Origin of the sequence: Cytobacillus sp. IB215316 (assembly GCF_033963865.1) — a bacterium.
GTDB classification, from domain to species: Bacteria; Bacillota; Bacilli; order Bacillales; family SM2101; genus Nanhaiella; species Nanhaiella sioensis.
In genome coordinates this window covers 16,958-40,552 of sequence record NZ_JAXBMC010000013.1, presented here as the reverse complement: position 1 = coordinate 40,552, position 23,595 = coordinate 16,958, and the positions used below count along the sequence as shown (strand labels likewise).

Below are 23,595 nucleotides of genomic sequence, written 5' to 3'. Positions count from 1 at the left end.
GCTAAATTGGATGTTACTGCAAATAATTAAAACTAATTTAAGTGGTAAGATGTCTGTGTAAAATTATTGACTTCTATCATTTAAAGAGCTTCATTAGTTATATTGTATAGATTCATACATGAAAGAGAGTGAAAAGAAATGGGTCGTAAGTGGAACAATATTAAAGAGAAAAAAGCATCAAAGGATGCGAATACGAGTCGTATCTATGCTAAGTTTGGTCGAGAAATTTATGTGGCTGCCAAGCAGGGTGAACCAGATCCTGAAGCAAACCAAACTTTAAAATTTGTTCTAGAGCGTGCAAAAACTTACAATGTGCCGAAAGCCATTATTGAACGTGCCATTGAAAAAGCTAAAGGTGGTTCTGATGAAAACTATGATGAACTTCGTTATGAAGGATTCGGACCAAATGGATCTATGGTCATTGTAGATGCATTAACGAATAACGTAAACCGCACTGCATCAGATGTACGAGCTGCCTTCGGTAAAAATGGTGGTAATATGGGTGTCAGTGGGTCAGTTGCATATATGTTTGATGCAACAGCTGTTATTGGTTTAGAAGGTAAAACAGCTGATGAGGTACTCGAACTATTAATGGAAGCTGATTTAGATGTTCGTGACATATTAGAAGAAGATAACGCAGTTATCATTTATGGAGAACCTGATCAATTTCATACAATACAAGAAGCTTGTACAAATGCAGGTATCACTGAATTTTCAGTAGCTGAAATTACAATGCTTGCACAAAACGAGGTAGAACTTCCACAAGATGCACAGGTGCAATTCGAGAAGTTAATAGATGTATTAGAAGACTTAGAAGATGTTCAACAAGTTTATCACAACGTTGACATTAAATAACAAAGGGGGACAGCCCCCTTTTTTGCTTTGACGTGTTAACGTTGAGGGGACAGACCCCTCGTTATTTCATCCATTGATTTGTCATTGTTTATTTGCATAGAAAGTGTGATCGTGTAGTCATTTGGATCTTTTAAAATGAGTTCACGTGCATTCCATGGTTGGTCAATGGGACCTTCAATTACTTTAGTATTCGCTGCTAAAGCGCTTTCGAAAAATTGATGAACATCCTCTACTGATAGGTTTACAACGATCCCCTGTTTACTGCACTTATCTTGGCTATTATCCTTCAGCAACAAAATATCTTGATACTTTTCACCACGAATATGAGCCATAATTGTGTTACCCTCCTTATCTGGTAGCTCGAATATTGAGTTAAAGTTGATAACCTCGTTGTACCATTTCAGTGAATCATCCATGTTTTTTACTGAAAGTTTGACGAATAATGGCATTGGATAATATTCCATGTTACTTCCTCCTTTGACTGATGATAATTCAAAGATACGCCATCACGTTACGTGAGGGTCAAGAAGTTGTATCATCTCTTCAATGATTATTTCTTCCCTAAACAATATTTACATCCTTCAAATTAGTAGTCGATAAAATAGTTGAAGACCTATTGTATGGTATCGTACTATTTAAATATATAAATAATTATAAGGGGGCTTTTAATTTGATTAAAGGGATAGGTCACACAGCTTATACTGTTAAGAATATGGAAAAATCGCTCCATTTTTACTGTGATATTTTGGGGTTTCAAAAGTTATTTGAATTAAAGAATAGTGATGACGAACCTTGGATTGTTTATTTGAAAATAAGGGAAGGGCAGTTTATTGAGTTATTTTATGGCGGTAAAAAAACGAATGAAGTAGATGGAAGTACAATTGGTTATGCTCATTTATGTTTAGAAGTTACTGACATCCATGAAATTGCAAATCATTTAAAGAAAAATGGCTTGAAATTAGATGTAGAGCCTTTGCAAGGGTTAGATTTGAACTTTCAATGTTGGGTTAAGGATCCCGATGGTAATGCAATTGAATTTATGCAAATGAACCCTGATTCGCCACAAATGAAGAATTAAGCTGTGTAGTTATTTTTTATTTCAATGGTTTTTTTCGTAAACTTTGTTGCTAATTTAATTAAAAATGGACTGTATGATGAGTTTTATAAGAGCTCAACCATTGTAAAAGTAGCAAAGATGCCACGAATGCTAGATGTATATGCTTAATAAAAAACAACAATCAATGCGAAAACAGCCTTACATATTGACGCAAAATGGAGATTTCATCCCATAGAGGCTGATTTTAAAGAAGAAAAGATGTCGCAAACATTAGTTATATACATATTTAACTTTAGTACGAACAGTCAATACGAGAATTACCTTTTAAATAGAGAAGGGTGAGCTTTTGAAACTACGGCAAATGGCAGTGGCTTTTCTAATCAATGAGGAGCAACAAGTGTTATTTCTTCAAAAAAAGCCAAAAGACACATTTCTAGCAGGCTTGTTAGTGCCAATTGGTGGCCATATTGAAGGAGAAGAAATATGTGATCCTAAATCGGCCTGTATAAGGGAGATAGCAGAAGAAACAGGTCTAACTAGTAGTTGCATAGATAACTTAACTTTGCGATACATTGTTCATCGATTGAGTGAAACTAAAGAAATAAGGATACAATATGTTTTTTTTGGCAATGTGTCTAAAGACTCTAAGTTAATCGATAGCGATGAAGGGTCATTATGTTGGAAAAATTATAATGAAATTTCTAACATTAATGTCTCAGCGACAACTAAAGAGATTGCTAAGCATTATGAAAAAACTGCAAAACTATCAAAGAACGTATATGTAGGTTCAATGAAATCATTAAATGGAGATCCTGTAGTCACATGGGGGTTGTTAGAAGATTGGGAAAAAACCTCGTTAACTTAACAGATCAAAGGTAGGGAACGATAGTCATAGAATTATAGCTATTTAAATGGCTGAAAGTTAATTTGCAGTCGAAAAAGTAGTAGGAAGTTCACTTAGTCAACTCAAAAAATTTATACATAAGCGGGAGTAAATATGGAAAAAGAATTAATTAAGGTCTTTGACGAGTCCCAAAATGAATGTGGTGTAGCTACTAGAGATGAAGTACATAAATTTGGTTATTGGCACGAAACATTTCATTGCTGGTTTATTAGTAAAGATAATGGAAAAGATTATATTTATTTTCAAAAACGGAGTGCAATTAAAAAGGACTATCCTAACCTTTTAGACATTACAGCTGCTGGACATATATTAGCTAATGAAACGATGAGCGATGGAGTGAGAGAAGTTCATGAAGAGCTTGGTATTCAAGTAACGATGGAAGAACTTGTTTCATTAGGAATCTTCAAATATTGTGTGATTCATGAACAATTAGTCGATAAGGAAATAGCAAATGTTTTCCTATTCGATTATAAAAGTAATATGGAAAACTTCAAACTACAAAAGGAAGAAGTATCAGGAATTGTGAAAGCCGATTTTAATCACTTCAGTGAACTGTGGTTAGGAGGTAGAACACATTTAAACATAGTTGGATTTGAAATTGATGAGAATGGGAGAAGATTGCCTATAGATCAAATTGTGAGTAAAGCCGAATTTGTGCCACATGAGCAGGTGTATTATGAAAGTATTATTTCGAAAATAAATAAATACATCAAAAAAAATTGATTTAATCATTGACATTTAATAACATCACATATATGATGATTATATCAAAAAAAATTGTTTTAATAAGTCCTTAGTATATTTTTTTGTATATAGATGGCTGTTTTCGGATTAATTGTTGCTTTTCGTAATAAGAGCTAAGCATAAATAAAACTAATTTTCGGTTGCATCTTTTCTTCTATAAAGACTATAACAATTATATTAAGTAGAAACTTAAATACAAGTGAAAAAAAGCAATAAAGTTTACGAACAGAAAGACAACGCTTATCATCGTCATATAGAAGAAAAGGTGCTAGCAGTATAAGAGTTGATGAAAAACAATAAGCAATATTTAGAACAATATATAAAAGGGAGTGGTAATGTGGAGAACATTATTCCATTAAATGATATATCAGCAGAACGGACATTTGAGACTTATGAAATGAAGTTTAAAGCACTTGCGGACAAAAAAAGGTTACAAATTATGAATATTTTAACGCAAAAAGGGGGTATGTGTGTATGTGATTTAGCTCCATTAGTAAATATGACTCAATCTAAATTATCCTATCATCTGAAAATATTATATGATGCAAACATTTTAACAAGAGAAACGAGAGGAACATGGAGCTACTATGAGCTAAATATGGAAGAAGTCAACCATTTGCTTTCTGAGGAACTATGTTGCTTATTTAGGCCAAAATCTTAATTTTTTTTAGACTATTAATCAACTTTTTTTGATTAATATATCAACTTTTTTTGATTTATATAAATATATAGGCCAATTATAAGGAGGAAGAAAATGTGGATTAATACATTACATAGCTTTTTGTATATTGCATTAGAATTAACAGTTTTATTTGTCGTAATTTCGTTTGTCATTAGTTTATTACAAGGCTTTATTCCATACGAAAAAATTGAGAAAAAGTTAATAGGAAAAAACAAAATAATCGCAGCTTTTTCAGCAGTCATATTTGCATTTATAACACCGTTTTGTTCATGCTCGACAATTCCAATTGTAGTTAATATGTTAAAGAAAAAATTACCTTTTGGGATCGTAATGATCTTCTTATTTTCTTCACCTGTTCTTGACCCGACTATTTTAACGGTGATGGGAGTTATTCTAGGTTGGAAGGTAACGATTATTTATACAATCGTCACAACAATGATCTCGATTATTATTGGATTTATTCTTGAGGCACTAGGTTTTGAAAAGTATGTCAAAAATGTTGTGATGTCTGGGTATGAGGAACGACAGAAAAAATTTAACTTTAAACTAGCAATAAAGGAAACAATTGATCTTATGAAAAATGTATACCCATACCTTATTATTGGTGCTGCAATTGGTGCAGTTATTCATGGTCTTGTACCTACAGAATGGATTTCTAGTGCATTTGGTAATGAACACTGGTGGTTAATTCCTATTGCAGCTATCGTTGGAATACCGTTATATATAAGGCTTTCTAGCATGATTCCTATTTCACAAATATTAATAATGAAAGGGATGGCGTTAGGTCCAGTAATGGCAATGATGATCAGTTCAGCAGGAGCCAGCTTACCAGAAGTCATTTTATTAAAAACAATCTTTAAAAAAGAGTTAGTTACAACGTTTGTACTATCTGTAGTCATTATGTCAACCATTTCAGGCTTTATTTTCTATATGATCTAACAATTCAGGTAGGAGTATCCGAGTAAGGAGGTGAAGTCGGTGTTACGTTTAATAAATAAATTGATAAAGAATGATAAAGCTGAATCAAACTGCTGTACTGTAAAGATTAAAGAAGCTAGTGACAACAAAATACAGCAAGCTAAGTAATATGACATACCATACATAAACGTGTGGTATTTTTTTATTGGAATCCATTTACAATTTATAGAAATTGTATTATTATTACTTATAATAAAGTACTACGTCATACATAGTAATATGTTGTAATTGCGAGGTGAGTGCAATGAGTGAGATAAGCATTAGTCGAGAGTTGATTCGTGGAAATATTGATACGATTATTCTTTGCGTACTGTTGGAACACGATAATTATGGTTACGAAATAATAAAAGCAATTGCAAAGAAAAGTAATGGAACATACGAATTGAAGGAAACTTCATTATATACAAGTTTGAAAAGACTGGAATCACAGAAGCTAATTCAATCTTATTGGGGAAATGAAAGCCACGGGGGGAGAAGGAAGTATTATAAGATAACCTCATTGGGAACAGAAACTTATCGAAAGAACCTTAGCGCTTGGAAAACTGCAAAAACGCTAATTGATCAATTAATTGAGTGAAAGGAGGCGTCAAGGTGAATGATTTAGAAAAGCATGTAAACCGCTTATTTAAAGGGTATGTGGAAAGTGCACAAATTAGAGAATTGAAGGATGAAATATTAAGTAATCTAGAAGCGAAAGTAACAGATCTTACTAACGATGGTATAGCTTATCATCAAGCAGTTAAACTTGCGACACAAAATATTGACAGTATCCAAATGTTAATTGGAGATCACAAGGATATTTTTACAAATCAATATAAAACTGAAATGCTCCAGTACGGTTTGTTGTATGTCATTATCTCTTGGATCGTCACGATACCTATGAGTATTGTTGGAATGGGTAAGCTACTGTCGACTTTTTTGCTCATTTCCTTGTTCATCATCGGGATATTGTTTTTACTATTCAGTAGTATGAAAGATGAGGCTTACATTAATAAAGTATCAAGATTCAATTTAAAATCAGCATTTTTATATAAAAAAATTGTTTGGAATATATGGATATTATTTATAGTTGTTTGCTCAATAAGTACAATTGGCATGCAGTTTGGAAGTGATATTTGGTTTGGGAGATCTACTGATATTAATGGACCATACCAATTTATGATTTTAGTTATCAGCCTTGTATTACCGGTCGTTTCAATTATTATCCCTTTACTTTTCAGTAAAGCCGTAAAGCTTATTCAAAAATATGAAGTAGGTGGATGAAATGAATTTTAGAAGCAAATTAATTATATTGTTATTAATAACAGGGTTAGGGCTGTATGGAGTTGTTAATGTGATCGTATTGCCAAAAATAAATGCAAATGAAAAACAATATGCCATAGAACAACAAGACCCACTAACACATGACTTTGACCGTATTCTAAGTTATAAAAATCAATACATGGGAAATGCTGCGAATCTGGGTATGCTTTTTGATCACTTACCATTAAACGATATTCAAAGAACTTATCAATCGTACCCAGAGTTACTTACTTTTGAAATTATCTATCAGGAAAAAATATTAAATAGTAACAAAGAAAATGTTGATAGAGCTTTTATTTACAATGCGACAGCTGCTTTTGCGCTCATTGATAACTTAGAAGGTTTATATTTTTCACTTGATGATGAAAGGTATAAAGTTTCACGTACAAGTCTTGAGCGATGGTATGGGGTAGATTTGAGAAGTTTAACGCATAAAAGTATATGGGAAGAAAAAATCCAAAACAGGTTAGTTCATAATAATAATATTAAAGAAGGAATAACAACGGTATTTGAAAGAGAAACATATTGATTGTTCTTATACTCATGAGAAGTGTTGATTAAAGCCGAATAGTAAGCTTTAACAGAAAAAGCAAGTCGATTCCATTAGTGAAGGAATCGACTTGTTTTGTTTTATCATTAATTACTACTTCATAATTTGGTAATAATGATCTTTCTCTCATAATTATTATTGATTCATATGAATGGAATACAAACTGCTTCATAGTTTTCATTGCAAGACAATAAGCAAAGCAATTTTGTAACTTTCTGATGGTGGTATTGCCTACAACAAGTGATAACACCTTGTTTAAAGGATAATACATAGATTCAGCATGGAAGGAAACGATATTGTTTAAAAGGAGGTTAACTGTATGGACAACAAACAAGTTAAAGCAGGAGATCAGGTGTATGTGATATATCGCAACCCTCATACCCCAAATGTAGCAAATATTGAGCAAGCTGAAATAGTAGCACATCCAGAAAATAACAATGATGTTGCACTTTTTCTTCATGAATCTTTTCATTTAATTGACGAGGATGATGCAGTTTATCCTACGTATGAAGAAGCAGAAAAAGCGTTCAATAATATATTTGATTACGAACAAGACTAAACTAACATGACTATTGGATTTACGGTAGGTTATAACATTAATTATTCATGGGACTGAGACTTATATTTTATGAAGTTACAATTCGGACATTACGATAAGGAAGTGAAATATATGGTAAAGCCCTTTATGCCACAGCTTGTCTACTATGAACCTAATGCTATAACTTACAAGCTTGGTGAAGAGCTTTTAGATAAATTTAACGACTTAGGCGTCGAAATAAGAAAAACGACCTCTCATAATCAAGTAAGGAATATACCAGGTGAAGGTCATTTGCAACAATATCGTAACGCTAAATCAACGTTAGTGATAGGTGTTAGAAAAACGTTAAAATTTGATTCATCAAAGCCTTCGGCTGAATATGCACTTCCTTTGGCGACTGGATGTATGGGACATTGTCATTATTGTTATTTACAAACGACAATGGGAAGCAAACCTTATATTAGAACGTATGTCAATGTAGAAGAAATTCTTGATCAAGCTCATCAATATATGGTTGAGCGTTCACCAGAGGAGACAAGATTTGAAGCCTCTTGTACTTCAGATATTGTAGGGATCGATCACTTAACACATACTTTAAAACGAACAATAGAGTATTTTGGACAAAGTGATTTAGGTAAATTACGGTTCGTCACAAAATTCTCCCACGTAGATCATTTGTTAACTGCTAACCATAACGGAAAAACTCGCTTTCGCTTTAGTATCAATGCAGATTATGTCATAAAAAATTTTGAACCAGGTACGTCGCCATTATCAGATCGAATTGATGCAGCTAAAAAAGTTGTAGATGCAGGGTATCCATTAGGTTTTATTGTAGCCCCTATTTACTTGCATGAAGGGTGGAAAGAGGGATATCGAAATTTATTCATCAAACTAGATGAACAGCTACCAAAAACACAAAGAGATGATATTACCTTTGAGATGATTCAACATAGATTTACGAAGCCAGCTAAACGTGTGATCGAAAAAAACTATCCAAAATCAAAGCTCAAAATGGAGGAAGAAGATAGAAGGTATAAATGGGGGAGGTATGGAATCGGAAAATATATCTATCAAAAAGATGAAGAGGCAGAACTTAAAGATACATTGGAAAGTTATGTAGATCAATTTTTTCCAGAAGCAAAAATTGAGTATTTTACTTAAGCTGTTTTCTGATGGATAAATGTAGAACCTTAACTAGCAATAAAACATGAGAGTTACAATAAGTCTTCGGTGTTGATCTAGCTTGCAATATTACTTTTATGCCCTGGGCCTTTTCTTAAAAAGTTTGATAAAGTCTTGCTTTTTCCGTAGCATTTCTGGTACCTTCTCTCTTTTAAAACTGACAATTGTAGTAAAGAAGCCTACGAAAAGAGCCTAAGAAAATATATATGAGGAGCTATTTTATGGACTTGCAAAGTGGTAAATTTTATTGGCCGACAACTTATAACAATCCTCCATCATATCCTGTGTTAGAAGAAGACATCAATTGTGATGTTCTTATTATAGGTGGAGGGAGTTCTGGTGCACAATGTGCTTATTTACTCAGTGAAACTGATTTAAAGGTGGCTGTTGTCGATAGAAGACAAATTGGACAAGGCAGTACAGCTGTAAACACTGCTTTAATACAATATTTGGGAGATAAAATGTTATTCGAACTAGTCAATAGTTTTGGTGAACAATCGGCTATTTTACATACAAAATTATGTGAAGAAGCAATGAATGACATCGAAAAAGCTGCAATGCAAATGAAAATAGACCCGGAATTCAACCGTAGAGATAGCCTTTATTATGCTAGTGATGAAGAGGGAGTAGAAAAGTTAAACAAAGAATATCACTTTCTTCATAAACATCACTTTCATGTAGATCTATTAACTGAAAGACAGATTAGTGAGCGGTATCCTTTTGCTAAGAAGTTAGCTTTGCATATTTATGATGATGGGGAAATTAATCCTTATAAATATACACATGGTCTGCTAATGGAATCTCAACAGAGAGGAGTTCAAATATTTGAGCGAACTAGAATTAACGGTCATAAATTTGAGAACGGTTCAACAACTTTTTTTACAGCAAATAAGCATGCTATTAAGGCTAAACATGTGATCATTGCTGCTGGCTATGAAGGATTAGAATTTAAAAAAGAAAAAAATGGGTACTTAACTAGTTCCTATGCTATCGTAACTAATCCTGTAGATGACTTTTCAGGCTGGTATAACAAAACATTGATTTGGGAAACTGCTCGCCCTTACATTTATATGCGGACAACACCTGACGGTCGAATAATTATTGGAGGCTTGGACGAGAATACCCACTATGCTAATGATCGTGATTCGAAAATTATTCATAAAAAGAAGAAATTAGTAGAGGAATTCAATAAATTGTTCCCAAACATAGCAGTTAATCCAGATTATTATTTAGGTGCTTTTTATGGTGGCACCCATGATGGGCTACCTATGATTGGACAATATGAAGAATTCCCAAGCTGTTATTTTATATATGCATATGGTGATAACGGAATGGTTTATAGCGGAGTGCTAGCAAACATATTAAGAGATGTCATAACAAAGGGCTCACATCCAGCGATGGAGCTGTATGGAAAACATCGAGCTTCATCTATGTAGACTGTTGTAAATGAGGGCATAAGTTTTCTTTAGGCGTATTTAACTCAACCATTCTATGTTGCTGAGTCTTATAGTGGACAGAAAGGAATGACGGTAAGTCTTCAGGATACGTTAAGTGATGTTAGAAAGATACTAGATGGATCATTTGATTCAGTTGACGTTGAGAAGATGAACTACGTAGGGAAACTTATTTAATTAGAGTAACTAAACTACTCATAAGAGCAAAAGTTGTAGAAGTTTAATCTATATTGTGTAAGTGTTAGATTGAAAAAAAGCTGTTTTAAGCATGCCAACAAGTGACGTGCAAAAAACAGCTTTTTATAGGTTTAAAAGTATAAACGTATTGGACCGTGCTTACACTTTACATTTTTCGTAAGTGAGATTCCTTCAGCATGTTACTTAGGTATTTCTTAAGATAATGCTTCAGTTAATTGAGGAACAACTTGCTTTTTACGTGAAACAACACCTTTGAGAATAGCAGTATTGTCTTGTAATGATACATTGAATGCTTTTTCTACAGCATTAGCAGATTCACCTAGTGCAATAGCAGTTGAATCATTCGTTAAAATGTCAGTTACAACGAATAAAAACAAGTCTAAATCTTTATCATTAATAACATTTGACATCGCTGTTTCTAAGTTGTTTTTACGAGTAAGAACATCAGCTGTATCTACTGTGTTTACTTGTGCAATTTCAACTTTAGCAGTACCCATTTGGAATTCTTTTGCATCAAGGGATATCATCTCACTAGGAGATTTATCACTCAAATCTGCACCAGCCTTCAGCATGTTTAAGCCGTATTCTTCGAGATTCACCTCTGCAATTTCTGCTAATTCACGAGCAGCAGCTACGTCTTCTTCCGTGCATGTCGGTGATTTGAATAATAATGAATCAGAAATGATTGCAGATAACATTAATCCAGCAATTTCTTTTTTAATTGAAACACCGTGCTCTTTATATAACTTGTTTAAGATCGTAGCTGTACAACCAACTGGTTCAGCACGATAATACAAAGGGTCACTCGTTTCAAAATTAGCAATACGGTGATGGTCAATAACTTCGAGTACACGAACGCTATTGATATCATCCACACTTTGCTGACGCTCGTTGTGGTCAACTAAAATGACACTGTTTACTTCATTTGAAACTGTTTCAACTAAACGTGGGGCATCTATATGGAAATGGTCTAAAGCAAATTGTGTTTCTCCATTTACTTCACCAAGGCGTACAGGCTCAACGTTCATTCCAATTTGTGTTTTTAATTCCGCATAAGCTATTGCAGAACAGATTGTATCTGTATCTGGATTTTTGTGTCCGAAAATGAGTGTTTTTTCCATTCATATTCTCCTTCACTTATTCATTATTAATAGAATTCCAGTGGAAATCCTTTATTAAAATATGAGATATATATACTAACAACATATTTTATCATATATGAATACTTACAATAAAGATTTATATCGATAACGAGATGTAGACTGTTTTGTAAATTATGTTATGATTGGTGAAAATTAGATAGGAGAGTAGAGATGTCATACATATTAATTAAAAATGGTAAAATATACAATCCTAACTATCACGGAAAAGCAGACATATTAATGATTAACGATAAAATCGTGAAGATAGCTGAGGATATTTCTGTAGAACATGATCTATTTGATGTTGAAGTCATTGATGCAATGGGCAAGGTCGTCGTTCCAGGGTTTATTGATCAACATGTTCACTTAATAGGTGGTGGTGGCGAACTTGGTTTTTATAGTAGAACACCTGAGGTAGTGTTATCTGATCTTGTGCAAAATGGAATCACTACCGTCGTTGGATTGCTCGGAACAGATGGTGAAACAAGGCATATTGAATCCCTCCTCGCAAAGGCTCATGGTTTAGAACATGAAGGAATAACGACATTTATCCATACAGGTTCATATACAATACCGAGTGTCACAATTACAGGTAGTGTGAAGAAGGATATTATGTTTATTGATAAAGTAATTGGTGTGAAGGTTGCGCTTGCAGATCATCGGTCTTCACAAATGGCTGATCAAGAAATAATTCGTTTAGCTTCTGAAGCAAGAGTAGCAGGTATGTTAAGTGGCAAAAGTGGTATGGTGCATATCCATGTAGGAAGTGGAGGCGCTCGACTTGATCAGTTATTACGAATTGTAGAAGAAACTGACATTCCTATTACTCAATTCATGCCTACACATGTTTCAAGAACGAAGGCGCTACTAGAACAAGCTATTCAGTTTGCACAAGTTGGTGGTCGTATTGATATATCAACATACGCAGAGGTTTATAACAATGACGAAATCACACCGAGTGATGCCGTAGTAGAATGTTTTAATCATAAAGTTCCGGTAGAAAACATTACGATAAGCTCTGATGGAAATGGAAGCTTACCTGTTTATAATGAAAACAGCAACATCATTGGGTTAGATGTAGGTAAAGTGGATACTCTATACACTGTTTTTAAGCATTTAGTTACGAAGAAAAATATCGACCTTGCTGATGCTTTAAAAATCGTAACCTCTAATGTTGCTAAAGCAATTGGTGCGTATCCACAGAAGGGTTTGTTAAAAGAAGGTAGTGATGCAGACATTGTTATTCTAAATGAACAAACTCTTAATATTGAACATGTATTTGCAAAGGGACAACAGATGGTCAAGGATAGGCAAGTAATTGTGAAAGGAACATTTGAATAATTAGATCTATGTAAAAAGGTACTAAGCATAATATTGTTTAGTGCCTTTTTCGCTGTTTTTGTATAAAGGTGAATGAAATAAGAGTTGAAGACAGCTCTGTTAATGGCGAGTTATACATAAATGACGTTTAAGTTTTTTACTTCCAGCAACTTTAGTTACAGTTGTTGGAAGAAAAAAGATAAGAAGTATACTGTTCATGAAGTTGTAACACCTATACGGGTATAGGTATTATATAATATAGTTGTAAATAAAATTTTTAAGTAAGGAGGAATAAAAAGTGAGTGCGCAGCAACCATCTATAGGCATTATTCTAATGAGTGACGAGCTTGAAAAATTACATGCAGGTGCATTAGTCGGATCAGTAGCATCGATGTCAGGAATGAAGGTAAATGTTTTTGTAACAATGAATGCGTTGACGTCGTTTCGTATTGACCAATTCAAGAAGCAAGAATTCAAAACAGGAGTTGTTGGTAAAGAACTGCTATTAAAAGATATTCCTTTATTTGATCATTTATTAAAAGAAGGAAAAGATGTAGGGGACTTGCATATTTACGGCTGTGCGTTAGCAATGGATATTATGGGCTGGCAGCAAGATGATATGATTAACGTTTTCGATGATATTATAGGGGTCACCAAATTTTTAACAATGACACAAGGTTCACAAGTCATAACTATGTAAGAAAATATTTATTGGAGGTGTTATTCCTATGGCAGATGTTATGATCACAAGGTCTATTGATGCTCGTGGCTCATATTGTCCAGGTCCATTAATGGAGCTTATTAAAACGATTAAAACAAGTAAGGTAGGTGACATTATTGAAGTTCTTTCATCCGACAAAGGATCGGCTGTTGACATTCCCGAATGGGCCAAAAAAATGGGTCACGAAATAGTTTATTTAAAAAGAATAGAAGAAAATTACAAAATAGCGGTCAGAAAAATGAGATAATTTTATGTAATTTGAAGGAAGGAGAGGTGTTTTTCTCCATGAAAAAAAGGATTGTTATCATCGGTGCAGGTAGTGGTGGCATGATGGTAGCGAATAAATTAGCACGGCAGTTAAATGATGAAATAACAGAAGATAAAGTTGAGATTCAATTAATTTCTAATACAGAACAGCATATTTATCAGCCTGGTTATTTATATGTTGTATTTAATGAAAAAGCCCCTGAACATTTTATCCGTCAGCAAGACACACTCGTCCATAGAAATGTTCATTTACAATTTGATGATATTGAAGAAATTATCCCTGAAAAAAATATGATAAAGTCAAAGACAACTCAATATTCCTATGATTTTTTAGTTATTGCTACTGGCTCTCACCCTAATTTTAATAGTATCCCTGGTTTACAAAAGGGAGCAGATAATTTCTATACACTTGAAGGGGCTATTAAATTACGAGATAAGCTAGTAGATATGAAAAAAGGTAAAATTCTTATTACGATTGACGTTCCTCATAAATGTCCTGCAGCTCCTCTAGAATTAGCCCTAATGTTAGAAGATTATTTTAGCAAGAGGGGTATAAAAGACGATATTACGATTAAATACACATATCCAATAGGTAGAATTCATTCCTTGCAACCAGTGTCAGCTTGGGCAGAACCGGAATTTGAGAAACGCAAAATAGAATTCGAGTCATTTTTCAACGTAGAATCAGTTGATCCACAACGCAAGGTTGTAATGACGATGGATGGTGAGGAGCATTCTTATGATCTACTCATTTCTATTCCATCTCATGAAGGGGCACCAGTGATTGTAAATTCAGGACTAGGTGATGAGATCGGCTTCATTCCGACAGATCGTTATAAATTAAAAATGGCAGGATCAGATAATATTTATGTGATAGGAGACGCCACTAACTTACCAATTAGCAAAGCTGGCTCCACAGCACATTATCAGACAGAAGTGTTAGTACCTAATATTGTGAATCGTGTTAAAGGTTTACCTGAAACTCATAGATATAATGGTAAAGTCGCGTGTTTTTTAGAAAACAGTTTGGAGGACGCAAGTATGATTACATTCGACTATCATACACCACCTAAACCAGTTGCCACTTCTGATTTTCTTCATTGGTTCAAGCTAGTCTATGGTGAGTTATATTGGCTAAACGCAAGAGGAATTTTGTAAAGAAGGTGTTCATATTGAGTAATAGTGAGCAAGGAGAACACTTAGTGGTTGATCAAACGAGTGATAAAATAAAGCAATTATTGGATGCTGTTAGTCAAGCAACAACTGGAGAAATGGTTTCAGAGCTAGCTCATAAAACGGTAAAGATTACTGAAGTAGCTGATCAAATAATTCAGCCTGAAACGATAGAATTATTGACAACTCTCGTTGAAGTAAGTAAAAGTTTACAACAGACGTTAGTTGAAATTAAGCAGCTAGAAGAAAATGGCGTATTAACAACTTTAGCTCAATTGGCTGAGCTGATAAATGGTATGAAACAAGCTATGACTAGTTCTATGGTTAGTGATATGTTTGAAAAATCAATAAAAATGATCGAAGTAGCTGATGTGATGTTACAGAATGGTTCAATTAATATGGCTGAAGGTGTAGTTAACGCTTTTAACAAAGCACAATTAGATCGTAAAGGAAAAGACCCATTAACAGCAATGCAATTGTCAAGATCAATGTTTGATAGAGAGACAAGAGAAGGTTTGAGTTTACTGTTGTTTTTTTTGAAGTCCCTTTCTACAGAACTGAAATAGTCTCAAAATCCTTAAGGCAACATATCCAGTATGTTGCTTATTTTATTAGTACAAAAAAATAAATACATATATAACTAATCTACGTGGTATCTTTTGAAAGCAATCCTTTATAGTGATCCTAACAACAAAGTAAATATAAACAGCCGTAATATAAAATGAAACCTTTTAGGTTGTAGTCCGTATACAAAGATATATTCAAGCAGGAGGTGAATACAGATGTTCGTTGAATTGATAAATAATATCTTCCCTTATATATTTTCACTTAGTTTACTTATTACTACTGCACTTGTAGTGTCAGCAGTCCTTTATATTTCTAAGCAATATGTAAATAAACATCAATTTTCAAATAAAGAATACTTACAATCCATTCAGCTATCTCCTTTACTTGATCAACAAAAATCAGGAGAGGTTAAGCTTATACAACATTGGATCAATTCAAAAGTAAAACGGAAAGAAGCTCCTGATGACGATTCAGATTGTTTTCCGGTCTCATTAAGAACAAAATTACAAATGAGACGAGGAGGAAAACTGTGGTACGTCAGTCTGTATTCACAATTCTTAAGAAAAAGAGTAGTTTATTAGTTATCATTGGATTGGTCTTGTTAAGTGGCTGCCAAGCAACGGCAGAGCCAATAGATGCCAATACATCTGGATGGTTTAATCATTATTTTGTGTATACATTTTCTTATTTAATTCAATATATTGCAGCCCTGTTTAAAGGTAGTTATGGATTATCTATCATTGTGATAACAATCATCATTAGGCTAATTTTAATGCCTATGATGATTAAACAATTCCGTAACCAATTGAACATGAAAGAGAAGATGAATATGATCCAGCCTGAAATGAAGGAAATACAACAAAAGCTTAAAGACAAAGCTATGAAGCCTGATGAACAAAGAAAGCTGCAACAAGAGATGTTAGAACTTTATCAACAGCATGGGATTAATCCTTTATCGATTGGCTGTCTACCAATGATCATACAATTCCCAATTTTAATTGGCTTCTACTATGCGATTCAGCGCACACCTGAAATCGCTACCCATTCATTTCTATGGTTTAACCTCGGGCAACCGGATATAATTATGGCGCTCATAGCAGCATTCGTTTATTTGATTCAGTATAAAGTATCGCAAATGGGCATGAACTCACAACAGCAACAACAATTTGCGTTTATAGGTTATGTGTCACCAATTTTAATTGGCTTATTTTCGTTAACCGCTCCAGCAGTTTTACCTCTGTACTGGACAGTCGGTGGAGTATTTATGATTTTTCAAACTGTCATTGCGCACGTTCTTTTTAACAAGAGGCTAATGCCAAATGGCAATGTTGTAGAATAATTAATGATAGTCAGATTTTTATCTCCTCTCTTGCCAAATAATACTGTTGTATACAGGGTTTATAATCTTAACATTCTCATTTATAATTATCGTAATCTTATTAGGAGAATAGAGGGGGGAGATTTATGAAGGAAGTTTATATTTTATTAACGGATACCGGTACAACACTTAATAGAACAATTAAACTTGTCACACATGCCCCATATAATCATGCTTCAATAGCATTAGATAAAGAGTTGAATGAAGTGTTTAGCTTTGGACGTAAGCAACCAATTAACCCTCTATACGGTGGATTTGTACAAGAGGACTTTGTGAAAGGTACTTTTAGTTGGTACCCTGAAACAACGTGTGCTATTTATAAATTAGAAGTAAATGAACGTATTTATAATAAAATGCTGCGACTTATTGCAGCTTTTAAAAAAAATAGGAAATGGTACTATTACAATTTTATAGGATTGTTTGGTGTACCTATTAACCATCCAATTGAAGTTCCTTCATCCTATTTTTGTTCGCAGTTTGTTGCAGAGATTTTGAGACGTAGTGGTATAAAGCTTTTTAATAAGCCTAGTTCACTAGTCTCACCAAATGATTTCCGGAGCGCTAACAAACTAGATTTAGTCTATGAAGGAAAAATCTATGACTATCCTGAATTAAAGCTTAGTTATAATCCTAAAAAATATAATAGTTTTCCATTTCGAAAGTATGTAGCTCAACAAATTAAAGCAGCCTTTGATGGAAATAGTGATGAAAGAGAATATTATTTTCGAGATGGATTTGTCAAACCGAAAAAGATATTGTTTGAAAGAAAGATAAGAGACGCTTCATCTATCATTAAAAAATAAAGGCACTTCTTGAAAGCTTTGTTAATATAATGGCTAAATAAGGACAGATGAAACGATTGCTAGCTGTTCATTTCGGATTTAATTATAGCTGCTATCACAGCCTATGAACATCAAACTACACCTCCAATGTTACTCATTAGTAATAACAGGAGGTGTAGTTTTTTTACGGTAATAAATATAGAAAGAGTGCTAGTATTTAATCAAACATTTTGACAGTAGACGCTTCAAAATCTAAGAGTTCGTTAGTTGTTTGTTCTAGTAATGCAACATTAAATAGATATTCTCCAGGTTTGTTGAACGTACCAATAATGTTGGCACATGTGTTTAGTATAACAGGGTCAAAGATATGAACACCTACTTCATTAAACTCTCTTTTGGAGTCCCATCACTAAATACAAATTCTATATCATTAGCTTGATCGTGATCTCCTAGTGCTATTAATACTTTTGTGTCTATATCTGCATCAGTAGTAGAGAAGGTACACACTTGAATAAATTCTTGCACCCCAACTTCTGCATTTATAGGCTCTCTAAGTCGGACACAAAACGCCAGTTTTCATACACCTCCTTATATAAAACTACTTTAGTATATGAACTGATCATTTAAGAGGTTGGACAAAATGTATAATTTACAAAAAAAGTATGTGTCTTGGAGCATAGGTCTACTTGTATAGAGTAGGAATATAGTTTGTAGTTTGTAAAGGTGGGTAAGATAAGTTTTTCTTATGTTTACATATAAAAATTTAAGAATTTTCTTATGTTAAAATCGAGAGTAAGATATAACTAGAATAACATTCATCGTGATTTGAGGTGTATAAATGGTTATACAAATTATACTATTTAACGGTTTTGATGAATTAGATGCAATTGCTCCTTATGAAGTTTTAAAGCGTTCAAATGAAATAAAAGATTATTTTCAAGTAAGTCTTGTCACGTTAGATGAGCAAAAGGAAGTAAAAGGCTTTTATGGTTTGAAGGTAAATGTAGATGCTACAATCTCCGTTGAAAAACGTCCAGATATGTTAATAGTTCCGGGGGGTGGATGGAACCATAAAGGGGAGCAGGGTGCTAGAAAAGAAGCGGAACGGGGTGTTTTACCTCAGATAATCAAACAATTATACGAACAAGGTACGATTATTGGTGGTGTATGTACAGGTGGAATGTTAATGGCGGTTTGTGGGATAACAAAAGGTCGTACAACTACAATGCATCACCTAGCATCAAAAGAAATGGCCGCCCTAGGTTGTGAAGTGATCGGTGCAAGAATAGTAGATGATAATAAGTTACTTACTGCAAGAGGAGTCACGTCAGGTGTTGATTTGGCTTTATGGTTAATAGAACGGTTTGTTGGATCGGATGTAGCCTATGCAGTGGAAAAAAGATTAGAGTATGAGAGAAGAGGAACGGTGTGGAGAACGAGTACGACTGATAGCAATTAGACTATCATCTTTGTTTTAGCATAAGTTTTGTTTTGTCCGTATTTTAATAAGTTTGAAGGGAATTAGAAGTACACCTAACCAATACGAATTAATCTTGTGTAGTATATGTTACTTATCAAGTTACATTCTTCTCGACAATAATTGAGTGTAAATTTATGTAGAAAGGGGCTTAATCATGATAGCTGTAAAACAGATAAACCCTGAAGACACTTATGAAATACGTAATGAAGTATTGCGCCCTCATCAAACAATAGAGGCATGTAAGTACGAGCATGATCATCATCAATCATTTCATTTGGGAGCTTTTGTAAATAACAGCATAGTAAGTGTAGCCTCGTTCTATAACGAGTGTCACCCGTTGATTGACGGTCATGTACAATATAGGCTAAGAGGGATGGCGACTTTGAAGAAATATAGAAATAATAATGCAGGTAGTAGTTTGATTAATTATGCAGAAGCATTGATGAATGAAAAAAATGTGGACTCTTGGTGGTGCAATGCGCGTGTATCTGTATGTGATTACTACGAAAAATTAGGCCTTTTACCACAAGGTGATATATTTGAAATTTATCCAATTGGCCCTCATAAGTTAATGTATAAGGTTTTTTAATAAGGTTGTTTTCGTAACAAGTATACAACTAGGTTTAAGGCATATTTCTTTTGTACAACAATGACTGTTGAGTAAAAGACGTTTTTATCCTCTATATTAGGAACGATAGATTTAAAAATAGAAGCTAAAATATATAACCTTTGTTACAATTAGATTATTTTGAAAGTAATTAGTTAATCCACTATGATTTATCTCATAAGGTGTTAAAATAAACTTTAATTATCTGAATGTTCAAATGATTATGCTGATGAGGGGGGAAGAAATATAATGAAAACAATCGGGCTGCTTGGTGGAATGAGCTGGGAATCATCCTCTATATATTACAAATTAATTAATGAAAGAGTAAAAGAAAAACTAGGAAAACATCATTCAGCGAAAAGTTTAATGTACTCTGTAGATTTTCAACATATCAAAGACCTTCAATTTGCTGGGAAATGGGATGAAGCGACCGTCGAACTTATCAATGCAGCAAAGTGTATAGAAAAAGGTGGCGCAGATTTTTTACTTATTTGTACAAATACGATGCATAAAATGGCTGAGGATATCCAAACAGCAATTACAATGCCAGTGCTTCATATTGCAGATATGACGGGAGAAGCAATAAAGCAATGTGGGATAACAAAAATTGGACTATTAGCAACGAAGTTTACGATGGAGCAGGAATTTTATAAAGGGCGATTACAATCGAATGATAATATAGAAGTGATTGTACCTAATGAACGAGAGCGCAACATTATTCATGATGTTATCTATAATGAGCTTTGTTTAGGCAAAGTAAGGGATGAATCCAAGCGTCAATATGTAGAGATCATCGATAAGTTAATTGAGCAAGGAGCTGAAGGTATTATACTCGGTTGTACAGAAATAACGATGCTTATAAAGGAGCAAGACATATCAGTTCCTGTCTTTGATACGACAAAGATCCATGCTATTAAAGCAGCTGATTATGCTATGAATGAGGAATAAGAGCAATAGGTAGGAGGGGTTTTAGAAAAATTCATCTAAGAATATTTGAGTAATATAATATTACAAATGATTGTATAGCGTGACGTCTTTATTGTGTAGAAGGACGTCTTTTTATAATGTTAAAAAAGAAGTTGGATGAAAGTTAAACCTTGTCATGCTATCACATATTTACTTAAAGGTCATAGTGGCTTGTGAATCTACGATAATGCTATTAGATAAGAATTTGAGTCACATAAGCTAGCTTACCATCTGGTGTGAATATAACAGTGCTAGGCCGAAAATTAATTTGAACTGTAGCAATCACCGTATGGGTCTTAACATCAACCACTGAGACAAACTCATCATTTTGATGAGTCACATAAGCTAGTCTTCCGTCAGGGGTGAATGTAACATCGGATTGTCCGAAGGGAATCATGATATTCGCAATAACTGAATGGGTTTTCACATTGATGGCAGTTAAAAAATTATCAGAGGTCTCACTGGTTACATAAGCCAATTTACCATCAGGACTAAAATCAATATTACCTGATAAGGCATTCACAGGTACAGTTGCTATGACTGTATGAGTTTTCACATCGATAACTGATACTGATGCACCTCCTCTGTTAACGACATAAGCAAGTTTGCCATCGGGGGTAAATTTAAGGCTAAATGGAGAATCACCAACTACAATTGTAGCAATGACTGAGTGTGTGTCTGTATCAATCGCAAAAACAGTTGAGTTAGGTGAGTTTCCAACAACATAAACGATGCTACCATCAGGGTTGAATGCAATATCCAATAAGTTATCAGTAACTGCAAATTCTATTGTGTTAATCAATGAATGAGTTTTTACGTCAATAACAGATATTGTGTTCGGCTCTACAATTTGAATATCTTTATTTGTGACATAAGCAAGTTTGCCATTTGGAGAAATATCTACGATGAAAGGATTTCTACTTACTTGAATTGAAGAAATAACTGAATGAGTTTTTACATCTATTATGGAAATTTTCTTGCTGAAAGGGTTAGTCACGTAAGCTAATTTACCGTCGGGTGTAAATGCAATATCAACTGGGAAGTCATCTGCCAAATCATCAACTGCAACCGTAGCAATGATTGAATGAGTTTTCACATCAATAACAGATATTGAGTCAGGTAAAGTTGTTACATAAACTAGTTTTCCATCGGGAGTAATAGCCATCCCATAAGTATCAAAAAGACCAGTACCTACAGGGATTGTGGTTATCAAGCTATGTGTTTTCACATCAATGACAGCAATGGTCAATATGAATCACCTCTTCAAAAGTATGGATAATACAATCATATGAAGCTATAACTTGGTTTTTTCCAGTTCCTAGATTTTTTTGTAGGGGGCGAGCATAGCGCTTCAGAAGGAAGTAGCTGTTGCAGAAACCTGTTAAATAGATGAAAAAAAGTTGATTCTCTGTTATGGTAGAGAGTCAACTTTTTTAAAGGCGAGATGTCGGTTAAAACAATTAAATAGAATGATTCCATACTTGATTTTTTCCTAGTTGTTTTATTGGTAGTAAATAACAACATATATATTGTAACGATTTAGGGTTTAAGGACGTCTAACAGTAGTAAATGTATTGAAACTAATATTTTGTTAGTTAGATTATTGATAATTAATGATGGGGTGTTTTGCTATCAGCAAAGATATTACACAAAAGAAGAGTAGAGACCCTTTTTTTGATAATGCAAAATTTATTCTAGTTTTGTTGGTTGTATTTGGTCATTTAAGCAGTATGTTTAGGACGCAAAATGAATTTCTAAATGTAATGCTCAATTTCTTGGCTGCTTTTAGAATGCCTGCTCTAATATTGATTGCAGGATATTTTTCTAAAAGCTTTTATAAAAAGGGATTCATAAATAAGGTTATTAAAAAGACGCTATTTCCATATGTTTTATTCGAAATCATTTATTCTTATTACAATTATGTTTTATACGATTACGATACATTTCAACTGTCATTATTTATGCCAACGATGGGTATGTGGTTTTTGTTGAGTATGTTTTGTTGGAATTTAATGTTGTTTATATTTACGAAAATTCCATATTCACTCGTATTTGCTTTTCTATTTGGAATTGGAATTGGTTATGTAGATAGTGCAGAATCATACTTTAGTATTTCAAGAACTTTTGTGTTCTTTCCGTTTTTCCTTATTGGCTATTATATGAAACCAGCATATTTCCATTGGGTAAAACAAAGTTATGGAAAGATCGTATCTATTACATTATTTATTTTTTGTTTGGCTATATTTCTAGTTTTGGATCCATCTACAATGAGAATGTACCTATTAGGTAAATATTCTTTTGATACAATTGGACATTCTGCTTTGTATGGGTCATTCTTTCGCATGATGATTTATGTAGTTATGCTTTGTGGTATTATTTCTTTTTTACCTTGGGTTCCAAAAAAACAGATGTTTTTTACGCCTTTAGGTCTTAGAACTTCGTATGTATTTATTTTGCATTTCTTTTTTATTAAATTCATTAAAACACTAGATTGGTACGCTACTGGAAGTGTATGGCATATTATTATTATTCCGTTGTTAACGATAATCATCACATTTGGATTGAGTTCTAGGCCAGTCTTGTTCTTGACAAGATCGGCCATTGAATGCAAATTTGAAACAATGAATGTTAGGAAGCCATATGATTCCGTTAACAAAGCAGCTTAAAAATGCTGAACGAAAGTGTGGAAATATACGTTCTTATTATAGCAATGAAAGGGGCTGATACAATCACTTACATGTATCAGCC

General features: G+C 33.6%; 28 protein-coding genes. 24 read left to right on the top strand and 4 right to left on the bottom strand.

The window, feature by feature from the left end:
* Positions 1–138: 138 nt before the first annotated feature.
* On the top strand, positions 139–855 hold the full coding sequence (locus SLH48_RS17480; protein ID WP_214484193.1) for a YebC/PmpR family DNA-binding transcriptional regulator: 717 nt from the start codon (positions 139–141) through the stop codon (positions 853–855).
* 35 nt (positions 856–890) lie between these two features.
* Here the strand turns inward: SLH48_RS17480 and SLH48_RS17475 are convergent, their stop codons facing one another.
* A complete protein-coding gene (locus SLH48_RS17475) occupies positions 891–1,319 on the bottom strand; it encodes a VOC family protein (RefSeq protein WP_320259200.1) in 429 nt (142 codons plus the stop codon).
* Between the two features lie 206 nt (positions 1,320–1,525).
* Between SLH48_RS17475 and SLH48_RS17470 the strand changes: the two genes are divergently transcribed.
* From SLH48_RS17470 to SLH48_RS17420, 11 genes are all read left to right on the top strand, one after another.
* On the top strand, positions 1,526–1,933 hold the full coding sequence (locus tag SLH48_RS17470; protein WP_320259199.1) for a VOC family protein: 408 nt from the start codon (positions 1,526–1,528) through the stop codon (positions 1,931–1,933).
* A 325-nt stretch (positions 1,934–2,258) separates the two neighbouring features.
* A complete protein-coding gene (locus tag SLH48_RS17465) occupies positions 2,259–2,777 on the top strand; it encodes an NUDIX domain-containing protein (protein WP_320259198.1) in 519 nt (172 codons plus the stop codon).
* A 132-nt stretch (positions 2,778–2,909) separates the two neighbouring features.
* Positions 2,910–3,539 (top strand): NUDIX hydrolase, encoded by a 630-nt coding sequence (locus SLH48_RS17460; protein ID WP_320259197.1) that lies wholly within the window; start codon positions 2,910–2,912, stop codon positions 3,537–3,539.
* A gap of 418 nt (positions 3,540–3,957) precedes the next feature.
* The gene (locus tag SLH48_RS17455; protein ID WP_250886799.1) at positions 3,958–4,221 is read left to right on the top strand and encodes an ArsR/SmtB family transcription factor; all 264 of its coding nucleotides are present in this window, start codon (positions 3,958–3,960) and stop codon (positions 4,219–4,221) included.
* A 93-nt stretch (positions 4,222–4,314) separates the two neighbouring features.
* Positions 4,315–5,181: a permease gene (locus SLH48_RS17450; RefSeq protein ID WP_214484187.1), complete on the top strand. Its 867-nt coding sequence runs from the start codon at positions 4,315–4,317 to the stop codon at positions 5,179–5,181.
* A 283-nt stretch (positions 5,182–5,464) separates the two neighbouring features.
* Entirely contained in the window at positions 5,465–5,797 is a 333-nt protein-coding gene (locus SLH48_RS17445; protein ID WP_320259196.1) for a PadR family transcriptional regulator, read from the top strand.
* Positions 5,798–5,811: 14 nt separating this feature from the next.
* Positions 5,812–6,483, top strand: a complete 672-nt coding sequence (locus SLH48_RS17440) for a hypothetical protein (protein WP_320259195.1) — start codon at positions 5,812–5,814, stop codon at positions 6,481–6,483.
* 1 nt (position 6,484) lies between these two features.
* Entirely contained in the window at positions 6,485–7,051 is a 567-nt protein-coding gene (locus SLH48_RS17435) for a DUF4825 domain-containing protein (protein ID WP_320259194.1), read from the top strand.
* 340 nt (positions 7,052–7,391) lie between these two features.
* Positions 7,392–7,631 (top strand): transcriptional regulator SplA domain-containing protein, encoded by a 240-nt coding sequence (locus SLH48_RS17430; RefSeq protein WP_214484183.1) that lies wholly within the window; start codon positions 7,392–7,394, stop codon positions 7,629–7,631.
* A gap of 111 nt (positions 7,632–7,742) precedes the next feature.
* Complete coding sequence (splB, locus tag SLH48_RS17425) at positions 7,743–8,771, top strand: spore photoproduct lyase (protein WP_214484182.1); 1,029 nt, start codon at positions 7,743–7,745, stop codon at positions 8,769–8,771.
* A gap of 242 nt (positions 8,772–9,013) precedes the next feature.
* A complete protein-coding gene (locus tag SLH48_RS17420; RefSeq protein WP_320259193.1) occupies positions 9,014–10,228 on the top strand; it encodes an FAD-dependent oxidoreductase in 1,215 nt (404 codons plus the stop codon).
* A gap of 410 nt (positions 10,229–10,638) precedes the next feature.
* Here SLH48_RS17420 and SLH48_RS17415 read toward each other — a convergent pair whose 3' ends face one another.
* A complete protein-coding gene (locus tag SLH48_RS17415; protein WP_320259192.1) occupies positions 10,639–11,565 on the bottom strand; it encodes a manganese-dependent inorganic pyrophosphatase in 927 nt (308 codons plus the stop codon).
* Positions 11,566–11,757: 192 nt separating this feature from the next.
* Here SLH48_RS17415 and iadA point away from each other — a divergent pair, with 192 nt between their 5' ends.
* The 8 genes from iadA (at position 11,758) to SLH48_RS17375 (ending at position 17,815) form a co-directional block, all read left to right on the top strand.
* Positions 11,758–12,927, top strand: a complete 1,170-nt coding sequence (iadA, locus tag SLH48_RS17410; RefSeq protein ID WP_320259191.1) for a beta-aspartyl-peptidase — start codon at positions 11,758–11,760, stop codon at positions 12,925–12,927.
* 277 nt (positions 12,928–13,204) lie between these two features.
* Positions 13,205–13,606, top strand: a complete 402-nt coding sequence (locus tag SLH48_RS17405) for a DsrE/DsrF/DrsH-like family protein (RefSeq protein ID WP_214484177.1) — start codon at positions 13,205–13,207, stop codon at positions 13,604–13,606.
* 28 nt (positions 13,607–13,634) lie between these two features.
* Positions 13,635–13,874, top strand: coding sequence for a sulfurtransferase TusA family protein (locus SLH48_RS17400; protein WP_320259190.1), 240 nt, complete (start codon positions 13,635–13,637; stop codon positions 13,872–13,874).
* A 38-nt stretch (positions 13,875–13,912) separates the two neighbouring features.
* Positions 13,913–15,052 carry an FAD/NAD(P)-binding oxidoreductase gene (locus SLH48_RS17395; RefSeq protein ID WP_320259189.1) on the top strand — a complete coding sequence of 380 codons (1,140 nt, stop codon included), beginning with the start codon at positions 13,913–13,915 and terminating at the stop codon, positions 15,050–15,052.
* 14 nt (positions 15,053–15,066) lie between these two features.
* Positions 15,067–15,633, top strand: a complete 567-nt coding sequence (locus tag SLH48_RS17390) for a hypothetical protein (RefSeq protein ID WP_320259188.1) — start codon at positions 15,067–15,069, stop codon at positions 15,631–15,633.
* Between the two features lie 216 nt (positions 15,634–15,849).
* Positions 15,850–16,215 (top strand): hypothetical protein, encoded by a 366-nt coding sequence (locus SLH48_RS17385; protein WP_214484174.1) that lies wholly within the window; start codon positions 15,850–15,852, stop codon positions 16,213–16,215.
* Positions 16,164–16,973 (top strand): membrane protein insertase YidC, encoded by an 810-nt coding sequence (yidC, locus tag SLH48_RS17380; RefSeq protein WP_320259187.1) that lies wholly within the window; start codon positions 16,164–16,166, stop codon positions 16,971–16,973. Before SLH48_RS17385 ends, yidC begins: the two co-directional genes overlap by 52 nt.
* Positions 16,974–17,098: 125 nt before the next feature.
* The gene (locus SLH48_RS17375) at positions 17,099–17,815 is read left to right on the top strand and encodes a hypothetical protein (RefSeq protein ID WP_320259186.1); all 717 of its coding nucleotides are present in this window, start codon (positions 17,099–17,101) and stop codon (positions 17,813–17,815) included.
* 354 nt (positions 17,816–18,169) lie between these two features.
* On the opposite strand, the gene SLH48_RS17370 is transcribed toward SLH48_RS17375, so the two are convergent.
* On the bottom strand, positions 18,170–18,319 hold the full coding sequence (locus SLH48_RS17370) for a hypothetical protein (protein WP_320259185.1): 150 nt from the start codon (positions 18,317–18,319) through the stop codon (positions 18,170–18,172).
* A 313-nt stretch (positions 18,320–18,632) separates the two neighbouring features.
* Between SLH48_RS17370 and SLH48_RS17365 the strand changes: the two genes are divergently transcribed.
* The 3 genes from SLH48_RS17365 (at position 18,633) to SLH48_RS17355 (ending at position 20,829) form a co-directional block, all read left to right on the top strand.
* Positions 18,633–19,253, top strand: coding sequence for a DJ-1/PfpI family protein (locus tag SLH48_RS17365; protein WP_320259184.1), 621 nt, complete (start codon positions 18,633–18,635; stop codon positions 19,251–19,253).
* A 175-nt stretch (positions 19,254–19,428) separates the two neighbouring features.
* Positions 19,429–19,863, top strand: coding sequence for a GNAT family N-acetyltransferase (locus SLH48_RS17360; protein ID WP_320259183.1), 435 nt, complete (start codon positions 19,429–19,431; stop codon positions 19,861–19,863).
* A 267-nt stretch (positions 19,864–20,130) separates the two neighbouring features.
* Positions 20,131–20,829 (top strand): aspartate/glutamate racemase family protein, encoded by a 699-nt coding sequence (locus tag SLH48_RS17355; RefSeq protein WP_320259182.1) that lies wholly within the window; start codon positions 20,131–20,133, stop codon positions 20,827–20,829.
* Between the two features lie 211 nt (positions 20,830–21,040).
* Here SLH48_RS17355 and SLH48_RS17350 read toward each other — a convergent pair whose 3' ends face one another.
* Positions 21,041–22,096, bottom strand: a complete 1,056-nt coding sequence (locus SLH48_RS17350) for a beta-propeller fold lactonase family protein (RefSeq protein ID WP_320259181.1) — start codon at positions 22,094–22,096, stop codon at positions 21,041–21,043.
* Positions 22,097–22,460: 364 nt separating this feature from the next.
* On the opposite strand from SLH48_RS17350, the gene SLH48_RS17345 reads away from it, so the two are divergent.
* The gene (locus SLH48_RS17345; protein WP_320259180.1) at positions 22,461–23,513 is read left to right on the top strand and encodes an acyltransferase family protein; all 1,053 of its coding nucleotides are present in this window, start codon (positions 22,461–22,463) and stop codon (positions 23,511–23,513) included.
* Positions 23,514–23,595 lie beyond the last annotated feature (82 nt).

What these genes read in the sequence shown, in the direction of transcription:
- SLH48_RS17480 (WP_214484193.1), top strand. Translation starts at nt 139, where the DNA reads ATGGGTCGTAAGTGGAACAATATTAAAGAGAAAAAAGCATCAAAGGAT.
- SLH48_RS17475 (WP_320259200.1), bottom strand. Translation starts at nt 1,319, where the DNA reads ATGGAATATTATCCAATGCCATTATTCGTCAAACTTTCAGTAAAAAAC.
- SLH48_RS17460 (WP_320259197.1), top strand. Translation starts at nt 2,910, where the DNA reads ATGGAAAAAGAATTAATTAAGGTCTTTGACGAGTCCCAAAATGAATGT.
- SLH48_RS17455 (WP_250886799.1), top strand. Translation starts at nt 3,958, where the DNA reads ATGAAGTTTAAAGCACTTGCGGACAAAAAAAGGTTACAAATTATGAAT.
- SLH48_RS17450 (WP_214484187.1), top strand. Translation starts at nt 4,315, where the DNA reads ATGTGGATTAATACATTACATAGCTTTTTGTATATTGCATTAGAATTA.
- SLH48_RS17445 (WP_320259196.1), top strand. Translation starts at nt 5,465, where the DNA reads ATGAGTGAGATAAGCATTAGTCGAGAGTTGATTCGTGGAAATATTGAT.
- SLH48_RS17435 (WP_320259194.1), top strand. Translation starts at nt 6,485, where the DNA reads ATGAATTTTAGAAGCAAATTAATTATATTGTTATTAATAACAGGGTTA.
- SLH48_RS17430 (WP_214484183.1), top strand. Translation starts at nt 7,392, where the DNA reads ATGGACAACAAACAAGTTAAAGCAGGAGATCAGGTGTATGTGATATAT.
- splB (WP_214484182.1), top strand. Translation starts at nt 7,743, where the DNA reads ATGGTAAAGCCCTTTATGCCACAGCTTGTCTACTATGAACCTAATGCT.
- SLH48_RS17420 (WP_320259193.1), top strand. Translation starts at nt 9,014, where the DNA reads ATGGACTTGCAAAGTGGTAAATTTTATTGGCCGACAACTTATAACAAT.
- SLH48_RS17415 (WP_320259192.1), bottom strand. Translation starts at nt 11,565, where the DNA reads ATGGAAAAAACACTCATTTTCGGACACAAAAATCCAGATACAGATACA.
- iadA (WP_320259191.1), top strand. Translation starts at nt 11,758, where the DNA reads ATGTCATACATATTAATTAAAAATGGTAAAATATACAATCCTAACTAT.
- SLH48_RS17400 (WP_320259190.1), top strand. Translation starts at nt 13,635, where the DNA reads ATGGCAGATGTTATGATCACAAGGTCTATTGATGCTCGTGGCTCATAT.
- SLH48_RS17395 (WP_320259189.1), top strand. Translation starts at nt 13,913, where the DNA reads ATGAAAAAAAGGATTGTTATCATCGGTGCAGGTAGTGGTGGCATGATG.
- SLH48_RS17385 (WP_214484174.1), top strand. Translation starts at nt 15,850, where the DNA reads ATGTTCGTTGAATTGATAAATAATATCTTCCCTTATATATTTTCACTT.
- SLH48_RS17375 (WP_320259186.1), top strand. Translation starts at nt 17,099, where the DNA reads ATGAAGGAAGTTTATATTTTATTAACGGATACCGGTACAACACTTAAT.
- SLH48_RS17365 (WP_320259184.1), top strand. Translation starts at nt 18,633, where the DNA reads ATGGTTATACAAATTATACTATTTAACGGTTTTGATGAATTAGATGCA.
- SLH48_RS17360 (WP_320259183.1), top strand. Translation starts at nt 19,429, where the DNA reads ATGATAGCTGTAAAACAGATAAACCCTGAAGACACTTATGAAATACGT.
- SLH48_RS17355 (WP_320259182.1), top strand. Translation starts at nt 20,131, where the DNA reads ATGAAAACAATCGGGCTGCTTGGTGGAATGAGCTGGGAATCATCCTCT.
- SLH48_RS17345 (WP_320259180.1), top strand. Translation starts at nt 22,461, where the DNA reads ATGATGGGGTGTTTTGCTATCAGCAAAGATATTACACAAAAGAAGAGT.